The 25832-nt window shown below is 64.4% G+C and carries 29 protein-coding genes and 3 pseudogenes; 20 read left to right on the top strand and 12 right to left on the bottom strand.

Annotation, left to right across the window (positions count from 1 at the left end):
* The first annotated feature begins 10 nt into the window (after positions 1-10).
* Together IVA79_RS13630 and IVA79_RS13625 are read left to right on the top strand one after the other, a co-directional pair.
* The gene (locus IVA79_RS13630; RefSeq protein ID WP_247553567.1) at positions 11-466 is read left to right on the top strand and encodes an SGNH/GDSL hydrolase family protein; all 456 of its coding nucleotides are present in this window, start codon (positions 11-13) and stop codon (positions 464-466) included.
* Positions 467-471: 5 nt separating this feature from the next.
* Positions 472-726: a hypothetical protein gene (locus IVA79_RS13625; protein ID WP_247553566.1), complete on the top strand. Its 255-nt coding sequence runs from the start codon at positions 472-474 to the stop codon at positions 724-726.
* Between the two features lie 15 nt (positions 727-741).
* Here IVA79_RS13625 and IVA79_RS13620 read toward each other — a convergent pair whose 3' ends face one another.
* On the bottom strand, positions 742-1485 hold the full coding sequence (locus tag IVA79_RS13620; RefSeq protein WP_247553762.1) for a tyrosine-protein phosphatase: 744 nt from the start codon (positions 1483-1485) through the stop codon (positions 742-744).
* Between the two features lie 87 nt (positions 1486-1572).
* On the opposite strand from IVA79_RS13620, the gene IVA79_RS13615 reads away from it, so the two are divergent.
* Entirely contained in the window at positions 1573-1884 is a 312-nt protein-coding gene (locus tag IVA79_RS13615) for an MliC family protein (RefSeq protein WP_247553564.1), read from the top strand.
* Between the two features lie 113 nt (positions 1885-1997).
* On the opposite strand, the gene IVA79_RS13610 is transcribed toward IVA79_RS13615, so the two are convergent.
* On the bottom strand, positions 1998-2201 hold the full coding sequence (locus tag IVA79_RS13610) for a DUF2735 domain-containing protein (protein WP_247317203.1): 204 nt from the start codon (positions 2199-2201) through the stop codon (positions 1998-2000).
* Between the two features lie 538 nt (positions 2202-2739).
* On the opposite strand from IVA79_RS13610, the gene IVA79_RS13605 reads away from it, so the two are divergent.
* From IVA79_RS13605 to IVA79_RS13580, 6 genes are all read left to right on the top strand, one after another.
* On the top strand, positions 2740-3774 hold the full coding sequence (locus tag IVA79_RS13605; protein ID WP_247553562.1) for a glutamine synthetase beta-grasp domain-containing protein: 1035 nt from the start codon (positions 2740-2742) through the stop codon (positions 3772-3774).
* A 197-nt stretch (positions 3775-3971) separates the two neighbouring features.
* On the top strand, positions 3972-4673 hold the full coding sequence (locus IVA79_RS13600; protein WP_247553760.1) for a GrlR family regulatory protein: 702 nt from the start codon (positions 3972-3974) through the stop codon (positions 4671-4673).
* Between the two features lie 18 nt (positions 4674-4691).
* A complete protein-coding gene (locus IVA79_RS13595) occupies positions 4692-5375 on the top strand; it encodes a substrate-binding domain-containing protein (RefSeq protein WP_247553560.1) in 684 nt (227 codons plus the stop codon).
* Positions 5376-5407: 32 nt separating this feature from the next.
* Positions 5408-6229 carry a tetratricopeptide repeat protein gene (locus IVA79_RS13590; protein WP_247553758.1) on the top strand — a complete coding sequence of 274 codons (822 nt, stop codon included), beginning with the start codon at positions 5408-5410 and terminating at the stop codon, positions 6227-6229.
* 65 nt (positions 6230-6294) lie between these two features.
* A complete protein-coding gene (locus tag IVA79_RS13585; RefSeq protein WP_247553558.1) occupies positions 6295-6444 on the top strand; it encodes a hypothetical protein in 150 nt (49 codons plus the stop codon).
* Positions 6445-6685: 241 nt separating this feature from the next.
* The gene (locus IVA79_RS13580) at positions 6686-7390 is read left to right on the top strand and encodes a hypothetical protein (protein ID WP_247553556.1); all 705 of its coding nucleotides are present in this window, start codon (positions 6686-6688) and stop codon (positions 7388-7390) included.
* Positions 7391-7425: 35 nt separating this feature from the next.
* On the opposite strand, the gene IVA79_RS13575 is transcribed toward IVA79_RS13580, so the two are convergent.
* The 3 genes from IVA79_RS13575 to IVA79_RS13565 all read right to left on the bottom strand — a co-directional run bounded on the left by IVA79_RS13575 (position 7426) and on the right by IVA79_RS13565 (position 10250).
* The gene (locus IVA79_RS13575) at positions 7426-8388 is read right to left on the bottom strand and encodes an aminoglycoside phosphotransferase family protein (protein ID WP_247553757.1); all 963 of its coding nucleotides are present in this window, start codon (positions 8386-8388) and stop codon (positions 7426-7428) included.
* Positions 8389-8466: 78 nt separating this feature from the next.
* Positions 8467-8886: a hypothetical protein gene (locus tag IVA79_RS13570; protein ID WP_247553554.1), complete on the bottom strand. Its 420-nt coding sequence runs from the start codon at positions 8884-8886 to the stop codon at positions 8467-8469.
* A gap of 500 nt (positions 8887-9386) precedes the next feature.
* Positions 9387-10250: a LysR family transcriptional regulator gene (locus IVA79_RS13565; protein WP_247553552.1), complete on the bottom strand. Its 864-nt coding sequence runs from the start codon at positions 10248-10250 to the stop codon at positions 9387-9389.
* A 126-nt stretch (positions 10251-10376) separates the two neighbouring features.
* Here IVA79_RS13565 and IVA79_RS13560 point away from each other — a divergent pair, with 126 nt between their 5' ends.
* Positions 10377-10838 carry a heme-binding protein gene (locus tag IVA79_RS13560; protein WP_247553550.1) on the top strand — a complete coding sequence of 154 codons (462 nt, stop codon included), beginning with the start codon at positions 10377-10379 and terminating at the stop codon, positions 10836-10838.
* Positions 10839-10976: 138 nt separating this feature from the next.
* On the top strand, positions 10977-12599 hold the full coding sequence (locus tag IVA79_RS13555) for an ABC-F family ATP-binding cassette domain-containing protein (protein WP_247553546.1): 1623 nt from the start codon (positions 10977-10979) through the stop codon (positions 12597-12599).
* A gap of 42 nt (positions 12600-12641) precedes the next feature.
* Here IVA79_RS13555 and IVA79_RS13550 read toward each other — a convergent pair.
* Positions 12642-13174, bottom strand: a pseudogene (locus IVA79_RS13550) (transposase).
* On the opposite strand from IVA79_RS13550, the gene IVA79_RS13545 reads away from it, so the two are divergent.
* Both IVA79_RS13545 and IVA79_RS13540 read left to right on the top strand, forming a co-directional pair.
* Entirely contained in the window at positions 13103-13255 is a 153-nt protein-coding gene (locus tag IVA79_RS13545; RefSeq protein ID WP_247553773.1) for a hypothetical protein, read from the top strand. The pseudogene IVA79_RS13550 and the gene IVA79_RS13545 sit on opposite strands and share 72 nt — an antisense overlap.
* Before the next feature lie 48 nt (positions 13256-13303).
* A pseudogene (locus IVA79_RS13540) lies at positions 13304-14177 on the top strand (MBL fold metallo-hydrolase).
* Between the two features lie 193 nt (positions 14178-14370).
* Here the strand turns inward: IVA79_RS13540 and IVA79_RS13535 are convergent.
* From IVA79_RS13535 to IVA79_RS13525, 3 genes are all read right to left on the bottom strand, one after another.
* Complete coding sequence (locus IVA79_RS13535) at positions 14371-14619, bottom strand: hypothetical protein (protein ID WP_247553544.1); 249 nt, start codon at positions 14617-14619, stop codon at positions 14371-14373.
* Positions 14620-14712: 93 nt separating this feature from the next.
* Positions 14713-15618 carry a dienelactone hydrolase family protein gene (locus IVA79_RS13530; RefSeq protein WP_247553543.1) on the bottom strand — a complete coding sequence of 302 codons (906 nt, stop codon included), beginning with the start codon at positions 15616-15618 and terminating at the stop codon, positions 14713-14715.
* Complete coding sequence (locus tag IVA79_RS13525) at positions 15615-16577, bottom strand: alpha/beta hydrolase (protein ID WP_247553542.1); 963 nt, start codon at positions 16575-16577, stop codon at positions 15615-15617. Before IVA79_RS13525 ends, IVA79_RS13530 begins: the two co-directional genes overlap by 4 nt.
* A 114-nt stretch (positions 16578-16691) precedes the next feature.
* Here IVA79_RS13525 and IVA79_RS13520 point away from each other — a divergent pair.
* Positions 16692-17609 (top strand): annotated as a pseudogene (locus IVA79_RS13520) (nitroreductase).
* Between the two features lie 170 nt (positions 17610-17779).
* On the top strand, positions 17780-18370 hold the full coding sequence (locus tag IVA79_RS13515) for an NAD(P)H-dependent oxidoreductase (protein ID WP_247553541.1): 591 nt from the start codon (positions 17780-17782) through the stop codon (positions 18368-18370).
* 6 nt (positions 18371-18376) lie between these two features.
* Here IVA79_RS13515 and IVA79_RS13510 read toward each other — a convergent pair whose 3' ends face one another.
* Positions 18377-20458: a HAMP domain-containing methyl-accepting chemotaxis protein gene (locus IVA79_RS13510; RefSeq protein WP_247553540.1), complete on the bottom strand. Its 2082-nt coding sequence runs from the start codon at positions 20456-20458 to the stop codon at positions 18377-18379.
* A gap of 113 nt (positions 20459-20571) precedes the next feature.
* Positions 20572-21183 carry a helix-turn-helix domain-containing protein gene (locus IVA79_RS13505; RefSeq protein ID WP_247553539.1) on the bottom strand — a complete coding sequence of 204 codons (612 nt, stop codon included), beginning with the start codon at positions 21181-21183 and terminating at the stop codon, positions 20572-20574.
* Between the two features lie 100 nt (positions 21184-21283).
* Here IVA79_RS13505 and IVA79_RS13500 point away from each other — a divergent pair, with 100 nt between their 5' ends.
* On the top strand, positions 21284-21766 hold the full coding sequence (locus IVA79_RS13500) for a tautomerase enzyme (RefSeq protein WP_247553538.1): 483 nt from the start codon (positions 21284-21286) through the stop codon (positions 21764-21766).
* A 37-nt stretch (positions 21767-21803) separates the two neighbouring features.
* Positions 21804-22580 carry a crotonase/enoyl-CoA hydratase family protein gene (locus tag IVA79_RS13495; protein ID WP_247553537.1) on the top strand — a complete coding sequence of 259 codons (777 nt, stop codon included), beginning with the start codon at positions 21804-21806 and terminating at the stop codon, positions 22578-22580.
* Positions 22581-22587: 7 nt separating this feature from the next.
* Here the strand turns inward: IVA79_RS13495 and IVA79_RS13490 are convergent, their stop codons facing one another.
* A complete protein-coding gene (locus IVA79_RS13490) occupies positions 22588-23025 on the bottom strand; it encodes a DUF1810 domain-containing protein (RefSeq protein ID WP_247553534.1) in 438 nt (145 codons plus the stop codon).
* Between the two features lie 199 nt (positions 23026-23224).
* On the opposite strand from IVA79_RS13490, the gene IVA79_RS13485 reads away from it, so the two are divergent.
* The 3 genes from IVA79_RS13485 (at position 23225) to IVA79_RS13475 (ending at position 25751) form a co-directional block, all read left to right on the top strand.
* On the top strand, positions 23225-24190 hold the full coding sequence (locus tag IVA79_RS13485) for a DUF2778 domain-containing protein (RefSeq protein WP_247553756.1): 966 nt from the start codon (positions 23225-23227) through the stop codon (positions 24188-24190).
* Positions 24191-24256: 66 nt separating this feature from the next.
* Positions 24257-24514 carry a hypothetical protein gene (locus IVA79_RS13480; RefSeq protein ID WP_212085905.1) on the top strand — a complete coding sequence of 86 codons (258 nt, stop codon included), beginning with the start codon at positions 24257-24259 and terminating at the stop codon, positions 24512-24514.
* 145 nt (positions 24515-24659) lie between these two features.
* Positions 24660-25751 carry a substrate-binding domain-containing protein gene (locus tag IVA79_RS13475; protein WP_247553532.1) on the top strand — a complete coding sequence of 364 codons (1092 nt, stop codon included), beginning with the start codon at positions 24660-24662 and terminating at the stop codon, positions 25749-25751.
* Positions 25752-25832 lie beyond the last annotated feature (81 nt).

Below are 25832 nucleotides of genomic sequence, written 5' to 3'. Positions count from 1 at the left end.
AGGAGGTTTCATGTCTGACAATTTGCCAACCATCGAGTTTCCCGCTGCGATCGTCGACCTGAAATACCCGCTGGTGCGGCTTCGGCAGGCATTGGACGGAAAGGGGCCGGTGCGCATCGTCGCCATGGGCTCGTCGTCAACCGCCGGACGAGGCGATGTCGTTCCATATCCCTATCGGCTGGAGATGTACCTGCGGCAACACCTCAAGGACGTTGTCCAGCGGCCGGACATCCGAATCGACGTGCTGAACCGGGGCAAGGGCGGAGAAGAAGCAACCGAAGAGCTCGGACGCTTCGAGGCCGATATTTTTCATGATGATCCGGCACTGGTCATCTGGCAGGTTGGAACGAACGCGGTCTTTCACAACGACAAGTACGACGTGGACGTCGTGGCCGGGGACATCAGGAAGGGTCTGGCACAATTACGCGCCCGCGGCTTCGAGGTTCTGGTGATTGATCCCCAGTGACGAAGATGCTTTGGGACGACCGGGCTGAACTCTCGGACAAGATTGTCCGGCTGATCCGCGATGCTGCCAATGAGGCCGAGGTGAATCTGTTCCAGCGCTGGGCGCTGATGCGGCATTGGCACGTGCAAAACAACGTCTCGCTCGAACAATTGATCGACACGGGTGATCCTGACAAGCTGCATCAGAATGATTGGAGCACCCAGCAAATCGCCTTGGCGCTCAAGAGCACCATCATCAAGTCCGTCGGGCCCATGGCTTGAGACAGCCCCCGCGGATCAAGCCTGCAGATAGTGCTCCCTCAGCGCCGTCCGCTCGGCGGGGCCAAGCTTGAGCCCGTCGCGCAAATAGCTTTCGAGATCGCCATATTCACTGCCAACGGCCTCGAAAGCCGCGGCGAGGTAAGAGGCTTCGACGCTGCCGATGGCATTGCGCACGTCTTCCGGCAGGTCGGTGGCCGCCGTCGCATCGCGCTTGTAGTGCTGGTTGGTGAGCAGGTAGTCCTCGGCGATGACGTCATCAGGCACGCCGAGCGCATGCAGGATCAGCGCGCTGGCAAAGCCGGTGCGGTCCTTGCCGGCGGTGCAGTGAATCACCAGCGGCGCACGATCCTCCAGGAGATGGCCAAACAGTTTGCGAAAGCTGTGCGTGTGGTGGCGGACATAGTTGCGATAGGATTCGCGCATGAGCTCGAGGGCGACCGGCGCGGTCAGCGTGCCCCTCGCGAGTTCGGCGCGTAGCGCAGCAACGACGCTCGGCTCGATCGGCAGCGAGTGCACGGTGATTTCGCTGACGACGCAGACGCCGGTCGCGCGCTCCTCAATCCCGCGGAAATCGAACGCGCTTCGCACGCCCAGCGCGCGGACGATCTCGACATCGGCGGCGGTGAGCTGGCCGAGATGGTTGGAGCGGAAGATGTGTCGCCAGCGCGTGGTGCGGCCATCGGACGTCGGATAGCCGCCGAGATCGCGAAAATTGCTGGCGCCTTGCAGGGCGAGGTGACGGGCAGGGGAGTCTCTCAGAGAAGAATCTTGCATGGGATCGGCTTCGGCTATGGTTCCATTGGACGCACGAGGCGGCGTCCTTGAGGTCCATTACACGGGGCGATCATGGTCCGGCACAAGGCCATTCTTTTGGGGATCACCATGCTGGCAGCTGGGATTTCCGGCGCGCGGCAGGCTGGAGCGCAGACGTTCCAGACCTATCGTTGCACCGACGGGACGCAGTTCATCGTTGGGTTCTATGATTACGACAAGCGCGCTTTTGTTCAGATCGACGGCGAGCCGGTTGCGCTCGCCAAGCGGCTGACGGTCTCCGGCATGCGCTATTCGGGGGCTGGTATCACGTTGACCATTGGCAAGGCCGGGACCACCACGGTCAAGCATCTGAAGCGGCCGGCGACGGCCTGCGCGGTGATCTGAACGGCGCCGTCCGAGCGAGAATCAAAAAGGGCCGAAACATCGTTGTTTCGACCCTTTTTGAGCTGCCGCCGGGCACTTGCGCGAGCGCGGCGGTTTCAAACCAGGCACGGGCATCAGCGATCCCATTTCGGCTTGGCCTCGTCGACCGCGTCCTGGTGGTACCAGCTGTCGCTGCAGATGGAGGCGTTCGCGGGAAGCGACGCGTGATCGGCAGGAAGGCGGGTCTCGCCATAGCGGCGTCCGGCGAGAGCTGCGCGGCCCCCGACTGGGAATTGATAGATCGTTGCCGATCCATGACTCAGACCATTGTTCATCATTGCGATTCTCCTTGGTCGAAGCGCCTTGGCCTCCATGGTGCGCCCGACTCGTTCGATTGTGGTTACCGGAATCCCCATATCGGCCGCGTCCCCCGGATTGGGAAGTGCTGAAAAGGAAATCAGTTGCCGCCCAATTTGTAGGCAGGCCGAGGTCTGCATCCCCTAAGGCACGCTGTTGGTGACCAATGCCTGGGCCATTGCAAAGGTTGCTGGGCAGGGGCGAGCGACTTTGCGAAAATTGCCGGACGTTGATGCGCGTTTCATCGGCAACTTCCGGCGCCACGTCGGCTGCTTCAGAATCGGGCGATTTTCCGGGGTTTTTGCGCTGCAGCTACACGCGAAGGTGCGCGGCTATGACGCATATCGCAGGAGGCGGTTTGCGCGCGGCAAGGAGACCCTGGCCGCGGTGGAAAACCTCCAGGAGTGCGGCCTTTTGGCACGACAAATGCTTGTAAAGGGCCGGCCGATGGTGGCCGGGTACAAAACGTTCGGGGGCCCCCGGGCCCCCAACCTTTCGCATCATCTACAGAGAGGCTCAATGACCAAGTATAAGCTCGAGTACATCTGGCTCGACGGATATACGCCGACTCCGAATTTGCGCGGCAAAACTCAGATCAAGGAATTCGCGTCGTTCCCGACGCTCGAGCAGCTTCCGCTCTGGGGCTTCGATGGCTCCTCCACCCAGCAGGCCGAAGGCCACAGCTCCGATTGCGTGCTGAAGCCGGTTGCCGTCTTCCCGGACGCCACGCGCACCAACGGCGTGCTCGTGATGTGCGAAGTCATGATGCCCGACGGCAAGACCCCGCACGCTTCCAACAAGCGCGCCACCATTCTCGACGACGCCGGCGCCTGGTTCGGCTTCGAGCAGGAATACTTCTTTTACAAGGACGGCCGTCCGCTCGGCTTCCCGGCCTCGGGTTATCCGGCGCCGCAGGGTCCGTACTACACCGGCGTCGGCTATTCGAACGTCGGCGACGTCGCCCGCAAGATCGTCGAAGAGCATCTCGACCTCTGCCTGGCTGCCGGCATCAACCATGAAGGCATCAACGCGGAAGTCGCCAAGGGCCAGTGGGAATTCCAGATCTTCGGCAAGGGCTCCAAGACCGCTGCCGACCAGATGTGGATGGCTCGCTACCTGATGCTGCGCCTCACCGAGAAGTACGGCATCGACATCGAATTCCACTGCAAGCCGCTCGGCGACACCGACTGGAACGGCTCCGGCATGCACGCCAACTTCTCGACCGAGTACATGCGCTCGGTCGGCGGCAAGGAGTATTTCGAGGCGCTGATGGCTGCCTTCGACAAGAACCTGATGGACCACATCGCCGTCTACGGCCCGGACAACGACAAGCGTCTGACCGGCAAGCACGAGACCGCGCCGTGGAACAAGTTCAGCTACGGCGTTGCCGACCGCGGCGCCTCGATCCGCGTTCCGCACTCCTTCGTCAACAACGGCTACAAGGGCTATCTGGAAGACCGCCGTCCGAACTCGCAGGGCGACCCATACCAGATCGCTTCGCAGATCCTGAAGACGATCGCGTCCGTGCCGACCGACAAGAAGGCCGCGGCCTAAGATCATCCCGGCCCGGGCTGGGGGCTGGCCCGGGTTGGCTCACAATCCGCCGGAGCTGCAAGGCTCCGGCGGATTTTTGCATTTGGATGACAGCCGTTCCCGGGGCTGCCGAGCTCGGCTGCCCTCGAAACTTGTTCATTGCTGCCGAAAGCGGGATAGAGTGTCTTGGGATGCGCGCTGGGCCGGGGACGCGGCTGGTGTTTGAAGGCTTCTACAAGGTGAGATTTCAGCTCGGCGACGCCGTCGGCCGGAGCGTGATGCATGCCGGCAATGGCAAGATGCTCGGCGGCAATTCGGCCTTTGCCCATATCGGCAGCTACGACAAGACCGAAGCAGGCGTCGACGTCGTGATCAAGACCGTCCGTCACAACCCGGATCTGAATTACCGGGCCATGGCCGGCACCGACGATGCGACCTTGATTGCGAAGGGCTGGGCCGATGGGGATCTCTATCGCTTCAAGGGCGAGCTCAAGGAGGTGCCTGGCGTGCCCTTTCAGTCGGTGATGACGCCGATTACGGAGGACGAGGTGCCGATCGCCGGCGGCATCGGCGAAGCCGGCATCACCGATGGTCTCTACTCCATCCATCTGCGGATGCTCGACGGCCTCGACGGCGGTCTCACCGGCGTGATGCTGCTCAACCAGGGCCGCATCCTCGGCGGCGATGCATCGTTCTACTATCTCGGCAGCTACACTGCCGCCAACGGCCGCTGGAAGGGCCAGATTCTCAACCAGGAGCATACGCCGGCCAAAGACGATCCGATTTTCGGCGGCCACGAAGTCGGCATCGGCTTCTCCGGCCGCTACGACGCGGAACAGGCGGTGCTGGAGGCGACTGCGCTTGCCGGCAAGCGCAGCCTGCGCCTGACCGCCGCGCTCAAGCTGATGCATCGCGCCTGATCGCGACGGGAAGCGCTCATGGAAGAAATTCGTATGCTTTCGACGCTCGGCCTGATGGGCGCGATGCGCAGCCTGTCCTCCGCCTTCGAGGCCGAAACAGGCATCCATGTCGACGCCGACTTCGCGCCGACGCTGGCGCTGTTGAAGCGCTTGCGCGACGGCGAGGCCGCCGATCTGGTAATCCTCACGCGCGAGGGGCTGGACGAAGTGATCGCGGAGGGCCGTGTGCTCGCGGGCGGCGCGGCCGATCTGGCGCGCTCCTATGTCGGCATTGCCGTGCGGGCAGGGCAGGCGCACCCCGACATCGGAAACGAACCGGCGCTGCGCAGGACGCTGCTTACGGCGCGGTCCGTAGCCTATTCGCGGCTTGGCGCGAGCGGCGTCTACTTCGCCCAGTTGATCGCACGGATGGGGATCGCAGCCGAGATCAACGCCAGGGCCGCCATCGTCGAGCAGGGCTTTACGGCGCAGCGCCTCGCCAGCGGCGAGGCCGATCTTGCCGTGCAGCAGATCAGCGAGCTGAAGCAGGTCGAGGGCATCGAGGTGGTGGGACCGATCCCGCATGAATTGCAGACGCCGGTGGTGTTCTCCGCCGGCAGCATCGCGAACGCAAAACATGCCGACGCCGCCGACCGCCTGCTGCGCTATCTGGCATCGCCGGAGGTCGTGCCCGTCCTGCGCCAATCGGGACTCGAGCCTTGAATTTGCCGGAGCTGGGACGCAACGTCATGTCCATGCGGACTTATCTGCTTGCCATCCTCTTTGCGCTCGCCGCGCCCCTGACTGCGCATGCGCAATCGGCCGATCTCGTTCTGTGCGATCGCGTGGCGGCCGATCCCAGCGATCCCGACAAGCCGGCCGACGTGCGGGGCGTCAGCGAGATCGCATCCGCCGACGTGGCGACCGCGATCAGGTTCTGCAAACAGGCCGCGCCGTCCTCGCGCCGTGCGATGTTCGCGCTTGGCCGCGCCTATGCGGCCAACCGGCAGACGGCAGAGGCGATCGCCGCCTGGCGCAAGGCCGCCGACAAGGGATCGAGCGCGGCCATGGTCGAGCTCGGTGTCGCCTACGGCACCGGCTCCGGGATCGCCAAGGACGAAGCTCAAGCGCGAAAGCTGTTCGAGAAGGCGGCGCAAGCAGGCAATCCCCGCGGCGTCAGCAATCTCGCAGCTCTCGGCGGCGCAGGTGGCGCTGCGCCGGCCGATCCCGCGCAGGCGCGCGCGCTGCTCGGCAAGGCCGCCGAGACCAACGCGGAAGCGCAGTACCAGCTCGGCCTGATGCTCTCCGAAGGCGCAGGCGGCACGAAGGATGACGTCGCTGCGCGTGCGCTGTTCGAGAAGGCGGCCGCGCAAAACCATCCCGGCGCGCTGGAGCGGATGGGAGCCTTCGCGCAAGAAGGCCGCGGCGGGCCGAAGGACAAGGACGCCGCGAAAGCCTATTACGAGCGCGCCGCCGCGCTTGGCGACGAGGATGCCAAGAAGGCGCTGGAGCGGCTGCGCTGCCCCTACGCAATCAAGGACAAACAGGGCAAGCTCGTCACCACGCTGTGCTTCTGAAGAGCATGTCACGGAACCTCAATCGCGCGCACGCCGTTAATGTCGAGACACAACGGAGCGCGATCATGATCCGCAAATTGGCGTCGGGCGAATACCGCCTCTATTCACGCAAGGTGACCCCCAAGACCGGCAAGCGTCGCAACCTCGGGACTTTCAGGAGCCGTGCGGCAGCCGAGAAGCACGAGCGCGAGGTTCAGTATTTCAAGCGTCACTGACCTGTTGGCCTTGCGGCAAGCAATAAACGCGAAAACAACCCCATGCACAGTAGCCAAGTCCTTGAAATCGTTGCCTGCGGAATAAGCGAAACGGATGGCGGACTTGGGCAAAACAGAGGCATGAGGTGCTCGTGCCCGCCGAGATCCCGCAACACCCCTGCGCGCAAAAGCCGGGTGGCCGAGATGCGGCGGCAATGCTAGGTAGCTGGCGGTTCTTTTCCGATTTTGCGGGCTCATTGCGTTGCTGGACGGACTCTACAAGGTTGAATACGGCGTCAACGATGCGTTCGGGCGCAGCATCATGTGCCTGCATGACGGCAAGATGCTGGGCGGCAATTCGGGCTTTGCGCATCTCGGCACCTATGCCGAGCGTGACGGCGAGATCGTCGCCGAGGTGATCACCGAGCGGCACAATTACGATCCCAACTACAAGCCGCTGATGGGCGCCGACGTCGCCAGAATCGGTGCGCGAGGACGGCTGATCGGTGATCAGATCCGTCTCCAGGGCGGCGCCGACACCATGCCGGGCGCCAGTTTTTGGGCCAATCTCACCCGGCTCGATGATGGGGCGCTGCCGCCGCGCGGCACGATCGGGCGGGGCGGCATCGCCAACGGGCTCTACGGGATGAGCCTGCGCGCGCTCGACGGCGTCGATGCCGGCCTCTCCGGCGTGATGCTGCTGATCGACGGCCGCATCCTCGGCGGCGATGCGTTCTTCTATTATCTCGGCTCCTATTCCTCCGCGGATGGCCGCTGGAAGGGCGAGATGCTGAACCAGGAGCACACGCCGGCGAAAGGCGAAAACCCCGTCTTTGGCGGCTTCGAGGTCGGGATCGGATTCTCCGGGACCTGCAACGAGGATAGCGGCGAGCTCGAAGGCATCGCGCTCGCCGGCAAGCGCAGCCTGCGCCTCGCGGCCTCGCTCAAGCTGATGCGGCGGGCCTAGAGCGTGTGCTGATTAGACGGCGGATGTCCGCCGACCTACAAATCACTGTCTACGTGTGTCGCCCGCTGCAGGTCCCGCGTTAGTCCGGGCAAGGCTGCCGTGTCCCCGATTTCAGCCATCCAACACCATAGCACGAGCGCGAAATAGAGATGATAGTAGCGCAGCGTTAACCCGACTTGCGGGCGGCCGGTGTCACCGTAGCCTTGAATGAGCGCCCGACGCTCGCTCGGCCCTAAGTAATACGCGGCCTTGGCGAGGTCCATCAGAGGATCTGCAGCCTGTGCGTTTTCGAGGTCAAGTACACCTGAAAGCTCGACGGTGCCGTCCGCTGCGACCTCGGCCAGCACGTTGCTGGCATGCAGATCGTTGTGGCACAACACCGCCGCCATGCAGTGGTCGAGCAGGTGGGCGTAGCTGCTGGCTATGGCGGCGATGCTGCGCGCGTGCGAACCATCACCTCCCCGCCGCGTGTATTCCTCGAGCTTTCGCTCGAACTGTGTTGTCAGATACGCGCGGTTGCTTACGTGCGGCGTCATGATGCCATCTGCGCCGATGGAGCCGAAGGCCGGCATTGGAATCCCGTGAATGTCGCGGAGTACTCCACCGATCTGGCGGTAGGCAGTAAGATACTGCTCGGCACCAAGCGTCTTCTCCATTGATCCCAGCAGAGTCCCTTCAAGTTTCGTCACCAGCAAGTAGTTGAGCTTCAGGTGCCGCTTTGTGTCGTCCACGGCCAGCACCCGTGGCGTCGGCACGCGAAGGCGATCTTGCACCAGCGCGAGCATGTTCGCCTCCTTGCGCATTTTCCAATGGAGTAACTGCGGATAGACCTTGAGAATGACGGGGGCTCGGTTCGAGGTCAGGGCGATCTCGTAGATTGCCGCTATCGCGCCGCCGTGCAGCTTCGACACGCTTCGGACGAACTCTCCCGGCAATGCCTCGTCGATTATTGTCTGTGCCACGGGACCCGTAACCTGAACGTCAGGCTTTATGGTCATCAAACGACCTCTCCATTGCGCCGTGTGCTGAAAGTGCCGCAACGTCAGCGCGAATTCCGGCGCGACGAGCGCGAACCCTCATCGCGCCCTGGCGCGCAATGCCGTGCCCCGCGAGGCGTGCGGCCGCATGCCGAAGTTCTTTTCGCAGAGCGGGCCGAACGCGCCGACCGAAGCGATCGCCGCCGCGCCGGGATTGAGCGGTTCGACAGCTATGCGCAGGATACGTCCACTCGCCGAAGCCAGCACCGTCACGTTGCAGGTGAATTTCTCGTGGGTCACCAACGCATCGTCCGAGAAGCTGACGTCTGTGGTCAAGCGCCAATGGTAGGCGCGGTTGTGCTTGCCGACGAGATCGACGGAATCGGGCCGGCCGTGGATGCGCATGAAGTCGGTGATCGGATCCAATTTTGGCTTGGCCGCGCGGGCGGCCGTGGCGGGTCCTGAGGCCGCGGAAAGGGCCAAAATGACGACTGCGGCAATGACGGAACGGAAAAACACAGAACCTGATCCCATTTGCGGCGCATCCGCCGGATAAAATCTATTGCGCCTAAATCCCGTGTGACGCCAAACGTTCGAAGGTAATATTCATCAATTCGATCGTTGGGTTCGTTGCTGATTGAGTTGTGCCTCGCGGCCAGCGTATCGCAGATATCGGCATCAGCGGCAGTGGATCAGGCGACGACTATGGCCGCGATAGTGATGCTAATCCTGATCGGATTCAATTATTTCTAGTTGTCTTCAGTTGGGTTGACTAGGCCGATTATGTCCGCTCGCGAACCATGAATCCGTACCTCGCGGGCTTCCTGCACGCCTGGCATAGCCTACGACGCTGCGATGCAAAAACCTCCTCAAAAGACCTCATGATCCGCCTTGATAACGTGAGCACGCATGGCGGCCACCAGATCGTGTTTGAAGGCTTCGAGGATGATGCGAAGGGCGTGAAAGTCAGTCACCTGGTCATGCCCGAGGACGCATGCGCGGGGCGTCGCTGCAAGACGTCATATCCGCAGCGCGGAAAGCCGCGCGACGAGGAACTCGATGGCGGCGCGTACCCGTCGAGGCATCGTGCCCGCTCCGCGCTTCGGCCAGACAATCTGCAGCGGGATAGGCGGCGGTTCGTGGCCGACAAGGATTTGCTCGACGATGCCCTGATCGATGAGTCTGCGAACCTGCCAGAGCGGAGCGAGCCCGATGCCAAGGCCGGCCGCGACGGCCGCGTTGCGCGCTGCTGCACTTTCCGACCGAAACCGACCGTGCACTTCGAGGCGCCGCCTCTTGTCACCAAAGGCCCATCGGTCGTCATCGCTCGCGCGCAACACGCACTCGTGGCCGGAAAGGTCTCGCGGATTTTCAGGACGACCATGAGCGGTGAGATAGGCCGGTGAAGCGAACACGGCCCAGCTCAGTCCACCGAGCTGCCGAATCCGCAAATTGGAGTCCGGCAGGTTGCCGATGCGAACGGCAAAATCGACCTTCTCGGCGACGAGATCGACGCGCTCATCGGACAGCACAAGTTCGAGGTCGATCTCCGGATTCCGCGTTAGGAATTGACTCAGAACCGGAGTCACGTATTCGGGGCCGAACAAGCTCGACGTGCCCACGCGGATGGTGCCGGCAAGCCGCCGGTCGCTGGCAAGCAGGTCTTCACGCGCCGCGTCGATGGTCGTGAGCGCGAAGCGTATGCGGCCGGCAAATTCGAGGCCCGCTTGTGTCGGATGCAGGCGGCGCGTCGTTCGCGAGACCAGCTCCATGCCAAGATCGTCTTCAAGTCGCGCAAGCGAACGGCTGACCGACTGCAGCGATCGGCCGAGACGCGTTGCCGCGGACGTCAGGCTACCCTCATCAATGACGGCGAGAAACACCGCATAATCAGCAAGCGAGGTCAGTGAGAAACTCCCGAAAAGTGATATAATCTATCCACATTTGCGGCGATTATCATCACAAGTGCGATGTGTTGTGAATGGGCTCGCAATGACAAGGAGATTCCTGTGACGAACCCAGACATCTGCGCCGCAAAAGCCCCCCTGGCAGCCTTGACCCCTCTCTATGGCGCCCCGATCACGCTCGATGAGGCGACGCGCGTGGCCGATGCGGCGCGTGCCGAGGCGGAACGCCACGGCTGGCCCATGGTGATCGCCGTTACTGACAGCGGCGGCCATCTCGTCCTGTTGTATCGCCTCGATCAGGCGCAGCATGGCAGCGTGCTTGTGGCGCAGCAGAAGGCGAAGACAGCCGTCGATTTCAGACGGCCGACCGGGACATTCGAATCTGCGCTGGCGGACGGTGGCCTCCACTGGCGGCTGCTTGGCATGACCAACCTGACGCCCCTGGAGGGCGGCCTTCCCATTCTGCGCGACGGCAGCGTGATCGGAGCGATCGGCGTCTCGGGCATGCAGTCGACCCAGGATGCGCAGGTCGCCTCGGCAGGGCTTGCGGCCTTTGGTGCCTGATGGCTCCGGCGCCGGCCCACGGCGGGCCACACGGCTCCCGGGCCGACGACAAGCGCGGAATCCGTACCCCGCCGGGCTTCCCCTTGGGAGCGGCATGGCCTATGACGCTGCAACGCAAAAAATCCCCCAAAAGACCTCATGATCCGCCTCGACAACGTCAGCAAGCAAGCCGGCCACCAGATCCTGTTCATCGAAGCCTCCGCCGCCCTTAACAAGGGCGAGAAGATCGGCCTCGTCGGGCCGAACGGTGCGGGCAAGACCACATTGTTCCGGATGATCGCCGGCGAGGAACTGCCCGACGAGGGCCAGGTCTCGACCGATCGCGGCATTACCATCGGCTATTTCAACCAGGACGTCGGCGAGATGTCTGGCCGCAGCGCCGTGGCCGAGGTGATGAACGGCGCCGGTCCCGTCAGCGAGGTCGCGGCCGAGCTGCGCGAGCTCGAGGCTGCCATGGCCGACCCTGACAAGGCCGACCAGATGGACGAGATCATCACCCGTTACGGCGAGGTGCAGCATCGGTTCGAGGAGCTCGACGGCTACGCGCTTGACGGCCGTGCGCGCGAAGCGCTGTCCGGTCTCGGCTTCAGCCAGGAGATGATGGACGGCGATGTCGGCAAACTCTCCGGCGGCTGGAAGATGCGCGTGGCGCTGGCCCGGATTCTCCTGATGCGCCCCGACGTCATGCTGCTCGACGAGCCGAGCAACCATCTCGATATCGAGAGCCTGATCTGGCTCGAGAAGTTTTTGCACGATTACGAGGGCACGCTGCTGATGACCTCGCATGACCGCGAGTTCATCAACCGTGTGATCTCCAAGGTGATCGAGATCGACTCTGGCTCGCTCACGACCTACACGGGCGACTACGAGTTTTACGAGCAGCAGCGCGCGCAGAACGAGAAGCAGCAGCAGGCCCAGTTCGAGCGCCAGCAGGCCATGCTCGCCAAGGAGATCAAGTTCATCGAGCGCTTCAAGGCGCGCGCCTCGCATGCGGCGCAGGTGCAGAGCCGGGTCAAGAAGCTCGACAAGATCGAGCGCGTCGAGCCGCCGCGCCGCCGCCAGAGCGTGGCGTTCGACTTCCCACCGGCGCCGCGCTCGGGCGAGGACGTTGTTGCCTTGAAGAACGTGCACAAGGGGTACGGCTCAAAGCGCATCTACGACGGCCTCGACTTCATGATCCGCCGCAGGGAGCGCTGGTGCGTGATGGGCGTCAACGGTGCTGGCAAGTCGACGCTGCTCAAGCTGGTTGCCGGCTCGAGCGAGCCGGATCAGGGCACAGTGGCGGTCGGCGGCAGTGTCAAGATGGGCTATTTCGCCCAGCACGCGATGGATTTGCTCGACGGCGAGCGCACCGTATTCCAGTCGCTGGAGGACGCGTTTCCAACCGCGGGGCAGGGATCCCTGCGCGCGCTTGCCGGCTGCTTCGGCTTCTCCGGCGACGACGTCGAGAAGCGCTGCCGCGTGCTGTCGGGCGGCGAGAAGGCGCGCCTGGTGATGGCCAAGATGCTGTTCGATCCGCCGAACTTTCTGGTGCTGGACGAGCCGACCAACCATCTCGACCTCGCCACCAAGGAGATGCTGATCACGGCGCTGTCGGATTTCGAGGGCACCATGCTGTTCGTCTCGCATGACCGGCACTTCCTGGCGACGCTGTCGAACCGCGTGCTGGAGCTGACGCCGGAGGGCATCCACCAGTTCGGCGGCGGCTACACGGAATATGTCGCGCGCACTGGGCAGGAGGCGCCTGGGCTGCGGTCGTAGGGGTGGCCGGTAGCCCGGATGGAGCGCAAGCGTAATCCGGGATCAGTCTTTGCGTTCGCCAAAGTTGCCATTGATCTCGCCGGCGCCCCCCCAATCGGCGGGAAATATGCCCGCGCGAACGTAGCGATGCAGGGACGAATACAGCCAGTCAGCCGGCGAGGTGACGAGCCCGTGCTTGACGGGATTGTAATGGATGTAGTCGGCGCAACGTGCGAAATCGGCCTCGTCGCGAATGGTGTGCTCCCAAAAACGCCTCTGCCATAGCGAGAACTCACCGCGGTGATTGCGGAGGAGCGATGCACCTGAAGCAGCCAGCCGATGGGTGAATAAGCCTTTGATTCGCTTCCATCGCCCCGAAAAATCTGAGTCATCCTCCGGTAGCTCATGATGGTATGCAGATGGTCGGGGAGGATGACGATTGCATCGACCGTGAAGGGTCTTTCGGTGCGCGCAACCCGAAATGCGGCGCGCAGTTCGTCGATACGGTCGACGAGCGCGGATGATTGTCGATCGCCAAGGGCTACGGTGAAGAAGAAGGTCCCACCAGGGACAACGTTGCGCCGATATCGGACCACGCGGGCACCTTCCCGGATTACGCTTCGCTCCATCCGGGCTACAACCAGATCGAGAAACTAGCAATCAGTTCTCGCGCTTGAAGGCGCCGCACGTGCTCGCTACGCTTTCGCAAAAAGGGAGCGAACACCATGCGGCAGCTTCGGATCGGCGACATCACCATCGATGCGGTGATCGAGCGGGAGGGGCCGTGGCGGCGGCCGCAGGATTTCTTCCCGGCCTATGACGAGGGCGTGTTCGCCCGCCATCTGCCGACCATGGAGCCGGAAGTGTTCGATGCCGCGCGCGGCATGATGGTGATCACCTATCAGACCTTCGTGGTGCGCACGCCGCGCTACACCATTCTGGTCGACACCTGCACCGGCGAGGACAAGGGGCATCCGCCGCCGTTCGATTTCCCCGGCAAGGAGCGTTGGCGCAACGAATTGTTCGCGCTCGGCATCGGCTTCAAGCAGATCGACTATGTGTTCTGCACGCATCTGCATATCGATCACACCGGCTGGAACACGACCTTGCGCGACGGTCGCTGGGTGCCGACGTTCCCGAACGCACAATACGTCTTCCACAAGGGCGAGTACGCGGCCTGGGAGGCCGAGCACGCCAAGGGCAGCAATCCACCCGGCACCGTGTTTCGCGACAATTGCCTGCCGATCGTCGAGGCCGGGCAGGCGCTACTGGTCGACGATGATTACGCGCTCGATGACACCGTCACGCTGACGCCAACGCCGGGGCATTCGCCCTGCCATTGCTGCGTGAACCTCTTTTCGAAGGGCCAGCGCGCGGTGGTCGCGGGCGACCTCATGCATCACCAGATCCAGTGCCGCGAGCCGGACTGGTCGGCGAAGCCGGACTGGGACCCGAAGCAGTCGGCGGCCTCGCGGCGAAAATTCTTCGCCTCCGTGGCGGACACCGACACGCTGATCCTGCCGGTGCATTTTCCGGCGCCGACGGTGGGATGGATCAAGCCGCTGGGGGGTGTTCGACTATCGGTTCAAGAGGGAGTGAGGCAGCGATCTAGTCGCCAGGCTCGTGCCCCGGACGCGGTGCGGCACGCGGTGACGCGCCGCAGAGCCGGGACCCATCTATCGGAGCGTTGTGCGGTTGCATGAGCCACGGCTCTGCAGCACATCGCACCGGACGATGCTTCGCATAGCCGGGGGCGCTGCGCTGCGTCAGGGGCACCGAATCGAGCGAGCGATTACGCGCTGACTTCGCACTTCTTCATGAAACTGTTCTTGGCGGCACCGGCGAGCGGCTTGCCGTCGGCGCTGACGGCCTTGGGCGTACAGGCATCGGCCTTGCACTTCTTCAGGAACGAGGTCTTGGCAGCGCCGGCCAGCGGCTTGCCGTCCTTGCCGACGGCCTTGCTCTCGCAGGTTTCTTGCGCCAAGGCCGAGCCCGCCGCGAAGGTTGCAACGATCGCCGCCAGGAAAATCCGCTTCATCATGGGTGTCTCCCTAAACCAGAAATGGCGGCCGGATTGGAGCCGGGAATCATGGCGCAATCAAGCAGGATCGGCCCCGACGCGTCTTCGCGCGGTTCAATTTTTCCAGCGGTCGAGGGCGGCAATGGCCTTGACGCGCGCGTCGTTCATCGCCGCCTGATTCCCGGGCGTCGACTGCCGCCGCGACGAGGGATCGTCGAAATCGTGGGTGGCCCCGCGATAGGCCGTGACGTCGATCGGGCTTCCGGCCTGCCGCGAGCGGTCGGCGAGTTGCCGGCAGGTCTGCGGCGAGACCTCTTCGTCGTCGGCGCCGAGAAACATCGCGACTGGAGCGGCGCTGGAGATGGTCGGCGCGACCAGTGCCTTCCGTCCGCAGCCCGGATAGAACACGAGCGCACCCCGATAACCGGCCGTCTTGTCGCCCTGCCGGATCATCACGTTCAGTGCGGTGCTGCCGCCATTGGACCAGCCCTGGAGGAAGACCTGCCGGCCGATCACGTCGTTGCGTCCACGCAGATAAGCGAGCGCCCCCTCGGCATCGAGCGGGCGCACGGTCAGTTCGTTGACGTCGGCACGGTCAAGATCGTCGTGGGTGAAGCGGCCGAAGCCGTGCGCCTTGCCGCGTGGGCCGAAACTGTCCGGCAGCAAGGCAAGGTAACCGTGCGCCGACCAATATTCGCCCCACATCCTGTGGCGCTTGGACAAGGTGGTGGCGTCGCAGAGCGAAGCGATACCGGCGCCGACGGACGTGCAGCCGGAATTGTTGTTGCTGGAGTAGGGGCCGCCGCGGCCATGCAGCATGACGACGGCAGGCCAGGGGCCCGGCGTCGTTGGCTGGAACAGGTAGCCGACGAGCGCGGTGCGGTTGTCGGCGCTGCGAAAATAGACCGTCTGCGGTGCGGCAGAGACGGCCGCGACCGGTACCAGCGAGACGACGAGGCCGATGAAGAGACGGACGAGATGAGCGGGCAAATCGGTCGGGCCTGATCGCAATGTGATCATACGCCGCGCGCGAGCAGCGCCTTGAAGTCGGCCCGCGCGCGCTGCGCCTCGGCGCGCGCGACGTTCGAAGCGTCGCCCATGCCGAAATAGCCGTGGATCAGGCCGGGACCCTCATGGTGCTTGACGCGAACCCCCGCGGCCTCCAGCGCCCGCGCATAGGCCGCCCCTTCGTCGCGCAGCGGATCGAACCAGGCGGTGGTAACGACCGCGGGTGCGACACCGGCGAGGGATGCCGCGCGCAGCGGCGAGACCCGCCAGTCGGCAGCGTGGCTGGGATCGGCGAGATAATGGCCGCAAAACCATTCCATCGTGGCCCGCGTCAGAAAGTATCCGTCGGCGTTCTCGGCGCGCGAGGGATAGCGTGCGTTCTCGCGCGCATCGGCATAAGCGCCGAGGACGTCGGTCACGGGATAGACCAGCAGTTGTGCGGCGAGCTTGATGCCGGCATCGCGGCAGGCGATTGCAGTGGTTGCCGCGAGATTGCCGCCGGCGCTGTCGCCGGCAACGCCGAGACGTTTTGCATCGTCGCCAAATTCCGCGACGCGGTTGAAGATGTCGCTGACTGCGGTGAAGGCATCCTCGAAGGCGCCGGGAAAGTGCGTCTCGGGCGGGCGGCGATAGTCGACGGAGACGACGACCGCGCCGGTCTCGATCGCAAGGTTGCGCGCCTGCCGGTCGTGGGTCTCGAGGTCGCCCGCGACCCAGCCGCCGCCATGGAAGAACACCACGGTCGGCGCGGGCGTGGTGTCGACGCGGTAGACGCGCGCATCGAGCGGTCCGGCGCCGCCTTTCACCTTGATGTCCTGCACGTGATCGACAGGCGGCGGCGGGATGGCGGCGCGCGAGGCAGCCAGTTGGCGCAAGGAATCGCGGGCGCTCTGTGGCGTCATGACCGCGACATCGCGCATCGGCATGAGCGGAATGATCTGGGCGATGACGGGGTCGAGTGGCGCGGCCATGGCGGCTCCTCCAGGGTTCTTGGTCTTGCTTGCGGGTTAGCATAGATTTTGCGCGCCGCATCGGCAACCGGCAGTGTGCAGCAACGCCGGACGAGCGGCTGGGAGGTTCAAGAGATGGAATTCGAAACGCTGGTCCAGTCGCGCCGCAGCGTGCGTGGCTTCAAGAACGAGCCGGTGCCGCGCGCGGTGATCGAGGCGATCATCGAGAGCGCCAAGCGCGCGCCGTCCTCGATGAACACCCAGCCCTGGCATGTCCACGTGCTCACAGGCAGCCCGCTCGAAGAGGTGCGCGCCGCCGCAGCATGGAGGAGATGGTTGGTGGGCCAAGTCAAGCGCGACATCATCAGTCGCGGCGAGTATCAGGGCGTGCACCGCACGCGGCAGGTCGACATCGCCAAGAAGCTGTTCGGTGCAATGGGGATCGCGCGCGACGACAAGCCGATGCGGCAGGACTAGGTGCTGCGCGGCTTCCGCCAGTTCGACGCGCCGGTCTCGCTGGTCCTGACCTACGACCGCGTGCTCGATCCCGGCGCGGTCTGCCACTTCGATCTCGGTGCGCTCTGCTACGGCATCGTGCTCGCAGCGTGGGATCGCGGTCTCGGCTCTGTCATCAACGGGCAGGGCATCATGCGCTCCGACATCGTGCGCGAGGTCGCAGGAATTCCTGAAGACAAGGTCATCGTGACCTGCGTTGCGATGGGCTATCCCGACGACGACTTCGCCGCGAACGTGGTTCGCTCGGACCGCGAGCACAATCAGGAGTTCGTGCGCTACGTGGGTTTTGCCGATGAGCACGACGAAGAGGAGATTATTCTCTCGCGATTTTTTTGGTGCGGAGTCCTCAGCGACCTCTTGCAATCTCGAAGGTGCGGGAGGAACAATATGCAGACTGAGAGGTTTGTTGCTGGCGCGAGGGAATTGACATGCGGCGGCTGGCTAGCCTGGTTCGGCGGTTCTTCGGTCCGCGAATGCGGCGCCCGATCGATGATGATCCAAGTCTTCCTTTCACACCCGAAGAGTTCGGCCGGCTGATTCGTAGTGGCCGGCATGAGGACATGAAGCTGCTGGCGGATGGGCTGGCCTGCCGGTCGATTCAGCGCCGCACCAGCTACCGCGCCACGCACTGAAACGCACCCTCGCATGCAACGCTGCGACAAAGGAAACCGTTCTGCGCTCCGGTTTCGTGGTAGCATGCGGCCATCATGAGCAATCGCATTCTCGTCCTCTACGGTTCCTACCGTTCCGACCGCATGGGTGTCCGCCTTGCGAATTTCGTCATCAATCGGCTGCGCAGCCGCGACGAGGACGTCGAGTTCATCGACGCCAAGGCGATCGGCCTGCCGATGCTCGATCGCATGTACAAGGAATATCCCAAAGGCGCGGCGCCCGAGGCGCTGGAGAAGCTGGCCGGACAGATCCGCGGCGCCGACGGCTTCGTCTTCGTCACCGGCGAGTATAATTGGGGCATCCAGCCCGGCCTGAAGAATCTCACCGACCACTTCCTCGAAGAGTGGTTCTGGCGCCCGGCCGCGATCGTGAGCTACTCGGCCGGCCGCCTCTCCGGCGCGCGCGCCGCCACCGCCTGGCACGGCACGTTGTCGGAGATGGGCATGGTGGTGGTGTCGAGCACCATCGGCGTCGGCCCGATCGCGCAGACCCTGTCCGAAGACGGCGAGCCGGTTGGCGAGGGCGGCAAGGCGCTGGAACGCTCATTCCCGCGCTTTGCTGATGATTTGCAGTGGTGGATCGAAGCGGCCAAGGCGCAGCGCGCGCGCAAGGCGCCGCCGTATTGAGCCGCGCTATGCGGCCCTGACCTCGCCGAGGAAGCGGTCGAACTGTCCGGCGAGATCGCGCGACTGGGTCGAGAGCTGCTTGGCGGCGCCGAGCACTTCCCTTGCGGCCGCACCGGTGTCGTCGGCGGCACGTTGCACGCCGGAGATGTTGGTATTGACCTCCTGGGTGCCACGGGCAGCCTCCTGGACGCTGCGGGCGATCTCCTTGGTGGCCGAGCCCTGCTCCTCGATCGCAGCCGCAATCGCGGTGCCGATCTGGTCGATCTCGCCAATGACGTCGGCGACGTTGCGGATCGCGGCCACGGTCTCGTCGCTCGCGGTCTGGATCGCCGTGATCTGCTCGGAGATTTCGGTGGTGGCCTTGGCGGTCTGGCCCGCCAGCGACTTCACTTCGGAAGCAACCACCGCAAAGCCGCGGCCGGCATCGCCGGCGCGGGCGGCCTCGATGGTCGCGTTCAGCGCGAGCAGGTTGGTCTGCTCGGCGATGCTCTGGATCAGCGTGACGACGTCGCCGATCTTCTGCGCGCCCTCCGCGAGCGTGCGTGCGGTGTCGCCGGTGCGGCGGGCGTTATCGACGGCGCGGGCCGCGATCTCGGTGCTCTGTGCGACCTGACGGCCGATCTCGGAGATCGAGGAGGTCAGCTCTTCGGTGGCGCTGGCGACGGTCTGCACATTGGTCGAGGTCTGCTCGGAGGCGGCGGCGACGATTGCGGCCTGGCTGTTGGTCTGCGCCGCCGTCGAGGTCATCGACTGCGCGGTGCTTTCCATGGTCGAGGAGGCGCGCGACAGGCCGCCGACGAGCTCGGTGATCTTGGCTTCGAACGCGCGGGTGAGCTCGTCGAGTGCCTGCGCGCGGCGCATCTTGCCGTCGTTCTCGGCCTGCTTCTCGGCCGCGAGCCGGTCGGCTCGGATCATGTTGTCCTTGAAGACCTGAACCGCCGCGGCCATCGCCCCGATCTCGTCGGAGCGCTCGGCGCCGGGGATGCTGTCCGCAACCTCGCCCTCGGCCAGCCGCGACATCCGTGTCGTCAGGTTGACGATCGGAGCGCAAACGCGGCGGCGAACCATCACGATGAGGCCGACGCTCGCGATCAGGACGGCGACGAGGCCTGCAAGCGCGATGGTGAAGCTGGTGCGCGCGGCGGAAGAGGCTCCGGCGAGGATCTGTTCGGCGTTGTCGTAGAAGGCGTCGCGGACCTCGATGACGGTGCCGAGGCCGCGCTGCGTGGCGGCGTAATAGGTCTCCATGTCGTGTTCGTACTTGCCGCTGACCGCACCGTCCTTGACGAGCTTGAGCTCGCGGCCGAACTCCTCGACATAGATCGCGTTGAACTTCTCCAGGGCCGCGGCGACGTTCGCCGGCGTTGTCGGATTGCCGCGCAACTCCTGCAGCGACATCACGATCTGGTCGTTGCGGCCCTGCGAGCGGGCGATGTCGGCCTTCTCGGCGTCGCTCGCCGGTTTCTTGCCGCCGACGAGGTTCTTGTGCAGGCTGGAGTTGAAACCGCCGACGTCGCGCAGCGTCATCGCGATGTTGGCGTAGCTGGCCTGCCGGTAGGCGTCACCGTTCAGGATCGCCATGCGGCGGACCTGCTCGTTGAGCAGGGCGGTCACGCCGCTGTTGAGCACGGCGTTGTCGGCGACGATCTTCTTGGCGGCGTCCTTGCGCGCCTCGGCGGGCCCTGCGAGCGCCTTGTCGATGGCCTCGCGCAACGCGGTGAATTTCGAATTGATGCCGTCGATGTTGCCGCCGGTGGTGTTGCCGTCGTCGAGGGAGCCGGGCAGCTGCTTACGCAGTGTGTTCATCTTGTCGCGCGCAGCGTCCGTCTGTTTGCGCAGCTTGTCCTGCCCGGCGAGCTGCGCCGGGTCGATGGTGGCCGGGCCATAGAGGATGTTGGTGGAAAAGCCGCGCTCCGGATTGAGGTAGCGCGGGATGTCGCTGACGGCGCGAACAATCGCGAGCCGACCTTCCGCTTCTGTGATCCGCTCCATCGTCTGGTACTTCGTCACGGCGACGTAGACGGCGAGGCCGCCGCCCACGGTCGAGAGCGAGACGATGGCGGAGGTCAGGAGCGTTCCGATTTTCATGATCTGTCCGGCAATTGGCGCGGGAGGAGCCTTAATGTTGCACGGAAGATAGGCAGGCGATGTTAATCCGGGGTTTACGCTCTCTGCCGTGGTCCAGTTCGATCCGCGTCCATTTATCCGGCTGCGCGGGCGAGGGCGTCGGACAGCACCGTCTCCAGCTCGTCTTGAACCTGATCGAGCGCGTCCGCGCTGCGGCTTGCTCGGCACATCGCGACCGTGCCTTCGATCGAGGCGATGACGAGCGTCGCAAGCCGCTCCGCGCGTTCCGCGGCCAGCCCTTCGCGCAGCAAGGCCGCGCGCATGATCAACCGCCACTCGGTGAACACGCCGTCGGCGAGGTCGAGCAGATTCTGCCGCGTCGCCTCATCGTCCTTGTCGGAGGCCTCGCCGACATCGCGATCGACGGCGACGGCGAGCACCGGGCATCCAGCCTCGAAGCCGGTCGCCTCCAACCGGCGGCGCCAGGACGCAACGAAAGCCCGCAGGCCGCCGATCGCGCCGCGGTCGCTCATGGCCTTCTCCAGGGGAGTGGACACCTGCTTGCCGGCGAAGGTCACGGCTTCGGCAATCAATTGCCGCTTGCCGTCCGGAAAGTGGTGACCGATCGAACCGCGCGGCGTCGCGGTATGGCGAACGACGTCGCGCATGCTGGTGGCATTGACGCCGCGGCGGCTCATCAAATCGGCGGCGCCGGCGATCATCTTGTCGCGCGTGCTGGAGGTCATTGGAAGTCCCATGGTTGGCGTTCTGATCTAGACTATGACGCTTGACATAAGCAAGCGGCCTGAAGTATGACGTATGTCATAATCCTGGAGGAGGCGCCCTTTGACCATCATCACCGTGACCGCCCCCGCGGGGCGGCTCAGCCTCACGCAGCGCCGCCGCCTCGCGGAAACCCTGACTGACGCCGTGCTCGAGCCCGAGATCGGCCAGCACGTGCCGGCTGCGCGAATGGGCTTTCAGGTCCATTTCCACGAACTGCCAGCCGACTGCATGGCGATCGGCGGCCAGATCCTGTCCGATCAGGACACCCCGCGCGACATCATCACCGTCAGGATTGCGGTGATGAACGCGGCCTGGCCGGCAGAGGTGCGCGCCGAGGTGATCCGCAACGTGTTGGCGCGGCTCGCGGAGGCCTGCGGAATGCTGACGCCGGCGCCGACCTGGTGGGTCATTTTCGAGATCATCGACGAGGGAAGCTGGGGATCGCGGGGCGGCGTGCTCTCGATCCTTCAACTGCTCGAGACCGGCGTGTTCACGCCGGAGCGGATCAAGGCGATCCGCGCGGCGATTCAGCCGCCGGCCTGACGCGCCCATACCAAACGACAATCATGGAGAGACACGCATGAGCGAGGGACAAATTCGGACCGAGGTGCACGGCCACGTTCTCAAGATCATCATCGACAATGCCGCGAAGAAGAACGCGTTCACGCCGGTGATGATGGAGCAATTGTCCGATGCGCTGACCGAACTGCACGACAACGAGGCCTACCGCGTCGGCGTGGTCTGCGCCGAGGGCAGGGATTTCACCGCAGGTCTCGACATGCCGAAATTCTTCGGGCCCTCCGCGGAGACGCGCAACATCAGGGAAGGCAATGTCGATCCATTCGGCCTTGCCAAGCGCTGCCGCAAGCCTGTCGTCACCGCCGTGCAGGGCATCGTCTTCACGATCGGCATCGAGCTCATGCTTGCCGGTGACATCGTGGTTGCGGCCGACGACGCACGCTTCTGCCAGATGGAGTCCAGGCGCGGCATTGCGCCACTTGGCGGCGCGCATTTCCGTTTCCTCTCGCGCGCCGGCTGGGGCGATGCGATGTACCATCTGTTCCTGTGCGACGGGTTCTCGGCCGAGCGCGCTCATGCGATCGGGCTCGTGCAGGAGGTCGTGCCGGCAGGCGAGCAGGTCGCGCGTGCGATGGCGCTCGCGGCCATCATCGCGCGCAATGCGCCGCTCGGCATCCAGGTCACCAAGGAAGCCGCGGCCAAGTACGTCGAGGGCGGCGAGGCGGCGGCGATCGCCTACATTCCCGAGATTCGCGCCCGCGTGCTCGCCAGCGCGGACGCGAAGGAAGGCATTCAATCCTTCGTCGAGCGGCGTGCAGCCGTCTTCCAGGGGCGCTGATCACGCGCTAGCCCTGCCGATCCAGCCTCGACAGGATCTCCAGCGTCGCGACGTCGCGTTCGCCTGCGAAATAGCGGGCGAGCGCCTCGCCGAAAATGGGCTCGTCGGACACCGCGCCGAACAGCGTCATCGACGAGTGGAATTTGGCGTCATCGGGCGCGCCGAGGATCGCGTTGATGCTCCGCCCCTGAACCGCGAGCACGAGCCCGGTGCATTCGATCAGCCGCACCCCGAGCGTGGGATGGGCGAGATAGGCCTTGGCCTCCGCGCGGGAGCCGATAGCGTAGCGCTGGGACATGGCGCTGAAGCCGAGGCCTGCGATTTGCGGGAAGACGAACCACATCCAGTGGCTCTGCTTCCGCCCTCGGGCCAGCTCCCCCCGAACGGCGCGATAGACCGGGCCCTGGGCCCGGACAAACCGCTCTAGATCGAAAGGATCGGTCATTGGATACCTCGGGATGCCCAGTCGGAGCCTTGCCGGCCGCGATTATGCCTAACTTTTGGCTCCCAATATGGTAGCTGGTATAGAGTCTCCGGGTGGGGGTTGGGCCCCCCGGGGTCGATTTGGGGATCTGATGGTTTCCGACGCAGCACATGCCGAGAGGCTGTTGTCGCGCCGCCGTGTCGGGCGGGCCGAGCGCGTTTTGCTGTCTCTGGCTGCCGTCGCGCTGGCACTGGGCGCCGCCGCTTGGGTCGCTGACATCGGGGATTCGAATCTGGGCGCTTCGAGCCCGCTGGTCTCCGCCGCGTTGCCCCCAGCCAATACGCCGTCTTTCGAGGACCGTTTCGCTTCGGCGTCCGGCAATCCGCCGGCCCGGGACCTCGGCCTCAGGACACTGGAGCGTTCTGCCCTGAATGCGGTCCAGCTCAAGCTTCGCGACGCCAAGGCAATGCTCGCCCAGAAGCTGCAGGGCGACGACTGGCGTTCGACCCTGACTGAGGACGACCGGTCCGTGACCGAGGAGGCAAGGCCCGCGCAGCGCGCCGACGCCATCCCGATGCCGCGCTCGCGCCCGATCCAGGCCGATTTAGCCTCCCAGGTCGCCTCGAGCCAGGCCTATGCCGACACCAGTCTCAAAGTCGACAACCGCAACTTCTTCGAGAAGTTTACCGACAAGATCAGACTGGCCTCGCTGACACCCGGCGATGGCCTGCTCGGCAGGGCACCGGATCTCGCCGCCCTCGGCTACGATTCGCGGACGGCGGTCTATGACATCAAGGCCAAGGCGCTCTACCTGCCGAGCGGCGTGGCGCTGGAAGCCCATTCAGGCTTGGGCGCGCTGATGGACGACCCTGATCATGTCGACCGGCGGATGGTCGGCGCGACGCCGCCGGCAACCTATGATCTGAAGCCGCGCGAAAAGCTATTTCACGGTGTCCGTGCGCTGCGTATGACCCCGGTCGAAGGCACCAGTGCGCTTGGCCGCGTCGGTCTGCTCACGCACAACTACATGCTCGGGCCGCGCGGCGATTCCAACGGCTGCGTCTCGATCAAGGACTATGATCGTTTCCTCAAAGCTTACGACAATGGCGAGTTCAACCGTCTTGTCGTGGTACCGAGCCTGAGCGGATCGGCGACCGCCTCGCAGCGCGCGAGCACCGACTCCTGATATTCGCCTGCTGCGGCGGGGCTGCCGTTTCCCCTTCGTTAAGCCGTCATCCTCCAGAAGCAGCCCATGAGTGATCCAACAAATTCCGAGACCCCGCTGCGTACGACGTTCAAGATCAAGTTGAACGGTGACACGCTGGCGATCGCGACTGTCGGCCAGGCCTATCAATTCCTCACCAACTTCAAGTCGGTCGAGTGGATGGAATTCCGCTCCCTGCACGAGGACGCGGTCGCGGCCCTGGAAGGCGCGGCTGGTAACGCAATGCTGGCGGTGCAGGCGACCAACGCCGTGCGCGCGCTGTTCGTCAGTGCAAAGCTGCTCTAGCGGCGCTCCATCCGGGCTATAGGCTACGGCCCTTTCACAACTTGAACTCCGTTCCAGGAACAGGCAAACGGTCCGCCAGGTCCGTGGCCAAGCCGGGTCACAGCGCCGCCCGTTTCGAAGCTGACTTCAAGGGAGAGACCCCATCATGAAACGCCGTACATTCCTCAAGGGAGGCGCGGTCGCCGGCGCAACGACGCTGGTTGCCGCACCTGCGATCGCGCAGAGTGCGCCCGAGATCAAATGGCGCCTGACCTCGAGCTTCCCGAAGTCGCTCGACACCATCTACGGCACGGCGCAGACTTTCGCGAAATATGTTGCTGAGGCCACCGACAACAAATTCCAGATCCAGACCTTCGGCGCCGGCGAGATCGTTCCGGGCCTGCAGGCGCTCGATGCCGTCAGCACCGCCTCGGTGGAGATGGCGCAGACCCCGCTCTATTTCTACATCGGCAAGGAGCCCGCGCTGGCCTATGCCACCGGCGCGCCCTTCGGCATGAACCATCGCCACCAGGAATCCTGGTGGCACTTCGGCGGCGGCGCCGACCTCACCAATGAGGCGCTGAAGCCGTTCAAGGCGCACGCCATCCTCTGCGGCAATTCCGGCACCCAGATGGGCGGCTGGTTCCGCAAGGAGATCAAGATCGTCGACGACCTCAAGGGCCTCAAATTCCGCATCGCCGGCATGGGCGGCCATGTGCTGGCAAGGCTCGGGGTCGTCCCGCAGCAGATCGCGGGTGGCGACATCTATCCGGCGCTGGAGAAGGGCACGATCGATGCGGTCGAGTTCGTCGGTCCCTATGACGACGAGAAGCTCGGCTTCCACAAGGTCGCAAAATACTATTATTTCCCCGGCTGGTGGGAAGGCGGCGCCATGCTGCACATGGTCGTCAACGACGAGAAATGGGCCTCGCTGCCCAAGCAGTACCAGGCGATCGTCAACCAGGCGGGCGCGGCGGCCGGCGCCTGGATGCTCGAGAAATACGACAGCGTGAATCCCGCGGCGCTGAAGCGGCTGATCGCCAATGGCGCGGAGCTGAAGGCGTTCCCGCAACCGGTGCTGGAAGCCTGCTACAACGCGACCCAGGACCATCTGAACGAGCTCGCCGCCAAGAGCGAGCTGTTCAAGCGGACCAAGGAGAGCCACGACGCGTATATGAAGGAGCTGCTGTTCTATACGCAGATCGCGGAGAATTTTTACGACAACTACCTGCTCAGCAAGATGCGCAACAAGAGCTGAGCGTGAGGGGGCGCGGCGCCGCGATCGCGTCGCGCGCTCGTAGGGTGGGCAAAGGCGCACTTGCGCCGTGCCCACGTTCTC

It is taken from the genome of Bradyrhizobium sp. 138 (assembly GCF_023074075.1).
Taxonomy (GTDB): domain Bacteria; phylum Pseudomonadota; class Alphaproteobacteria; order Rhizobiales; family Xanthobacteraceae; genus Bradyrhizobium.
Note: the sequence above shows the minus strand (reverse complement) of the source record. Positions and strands in the feature narration are given on the sequence as shown.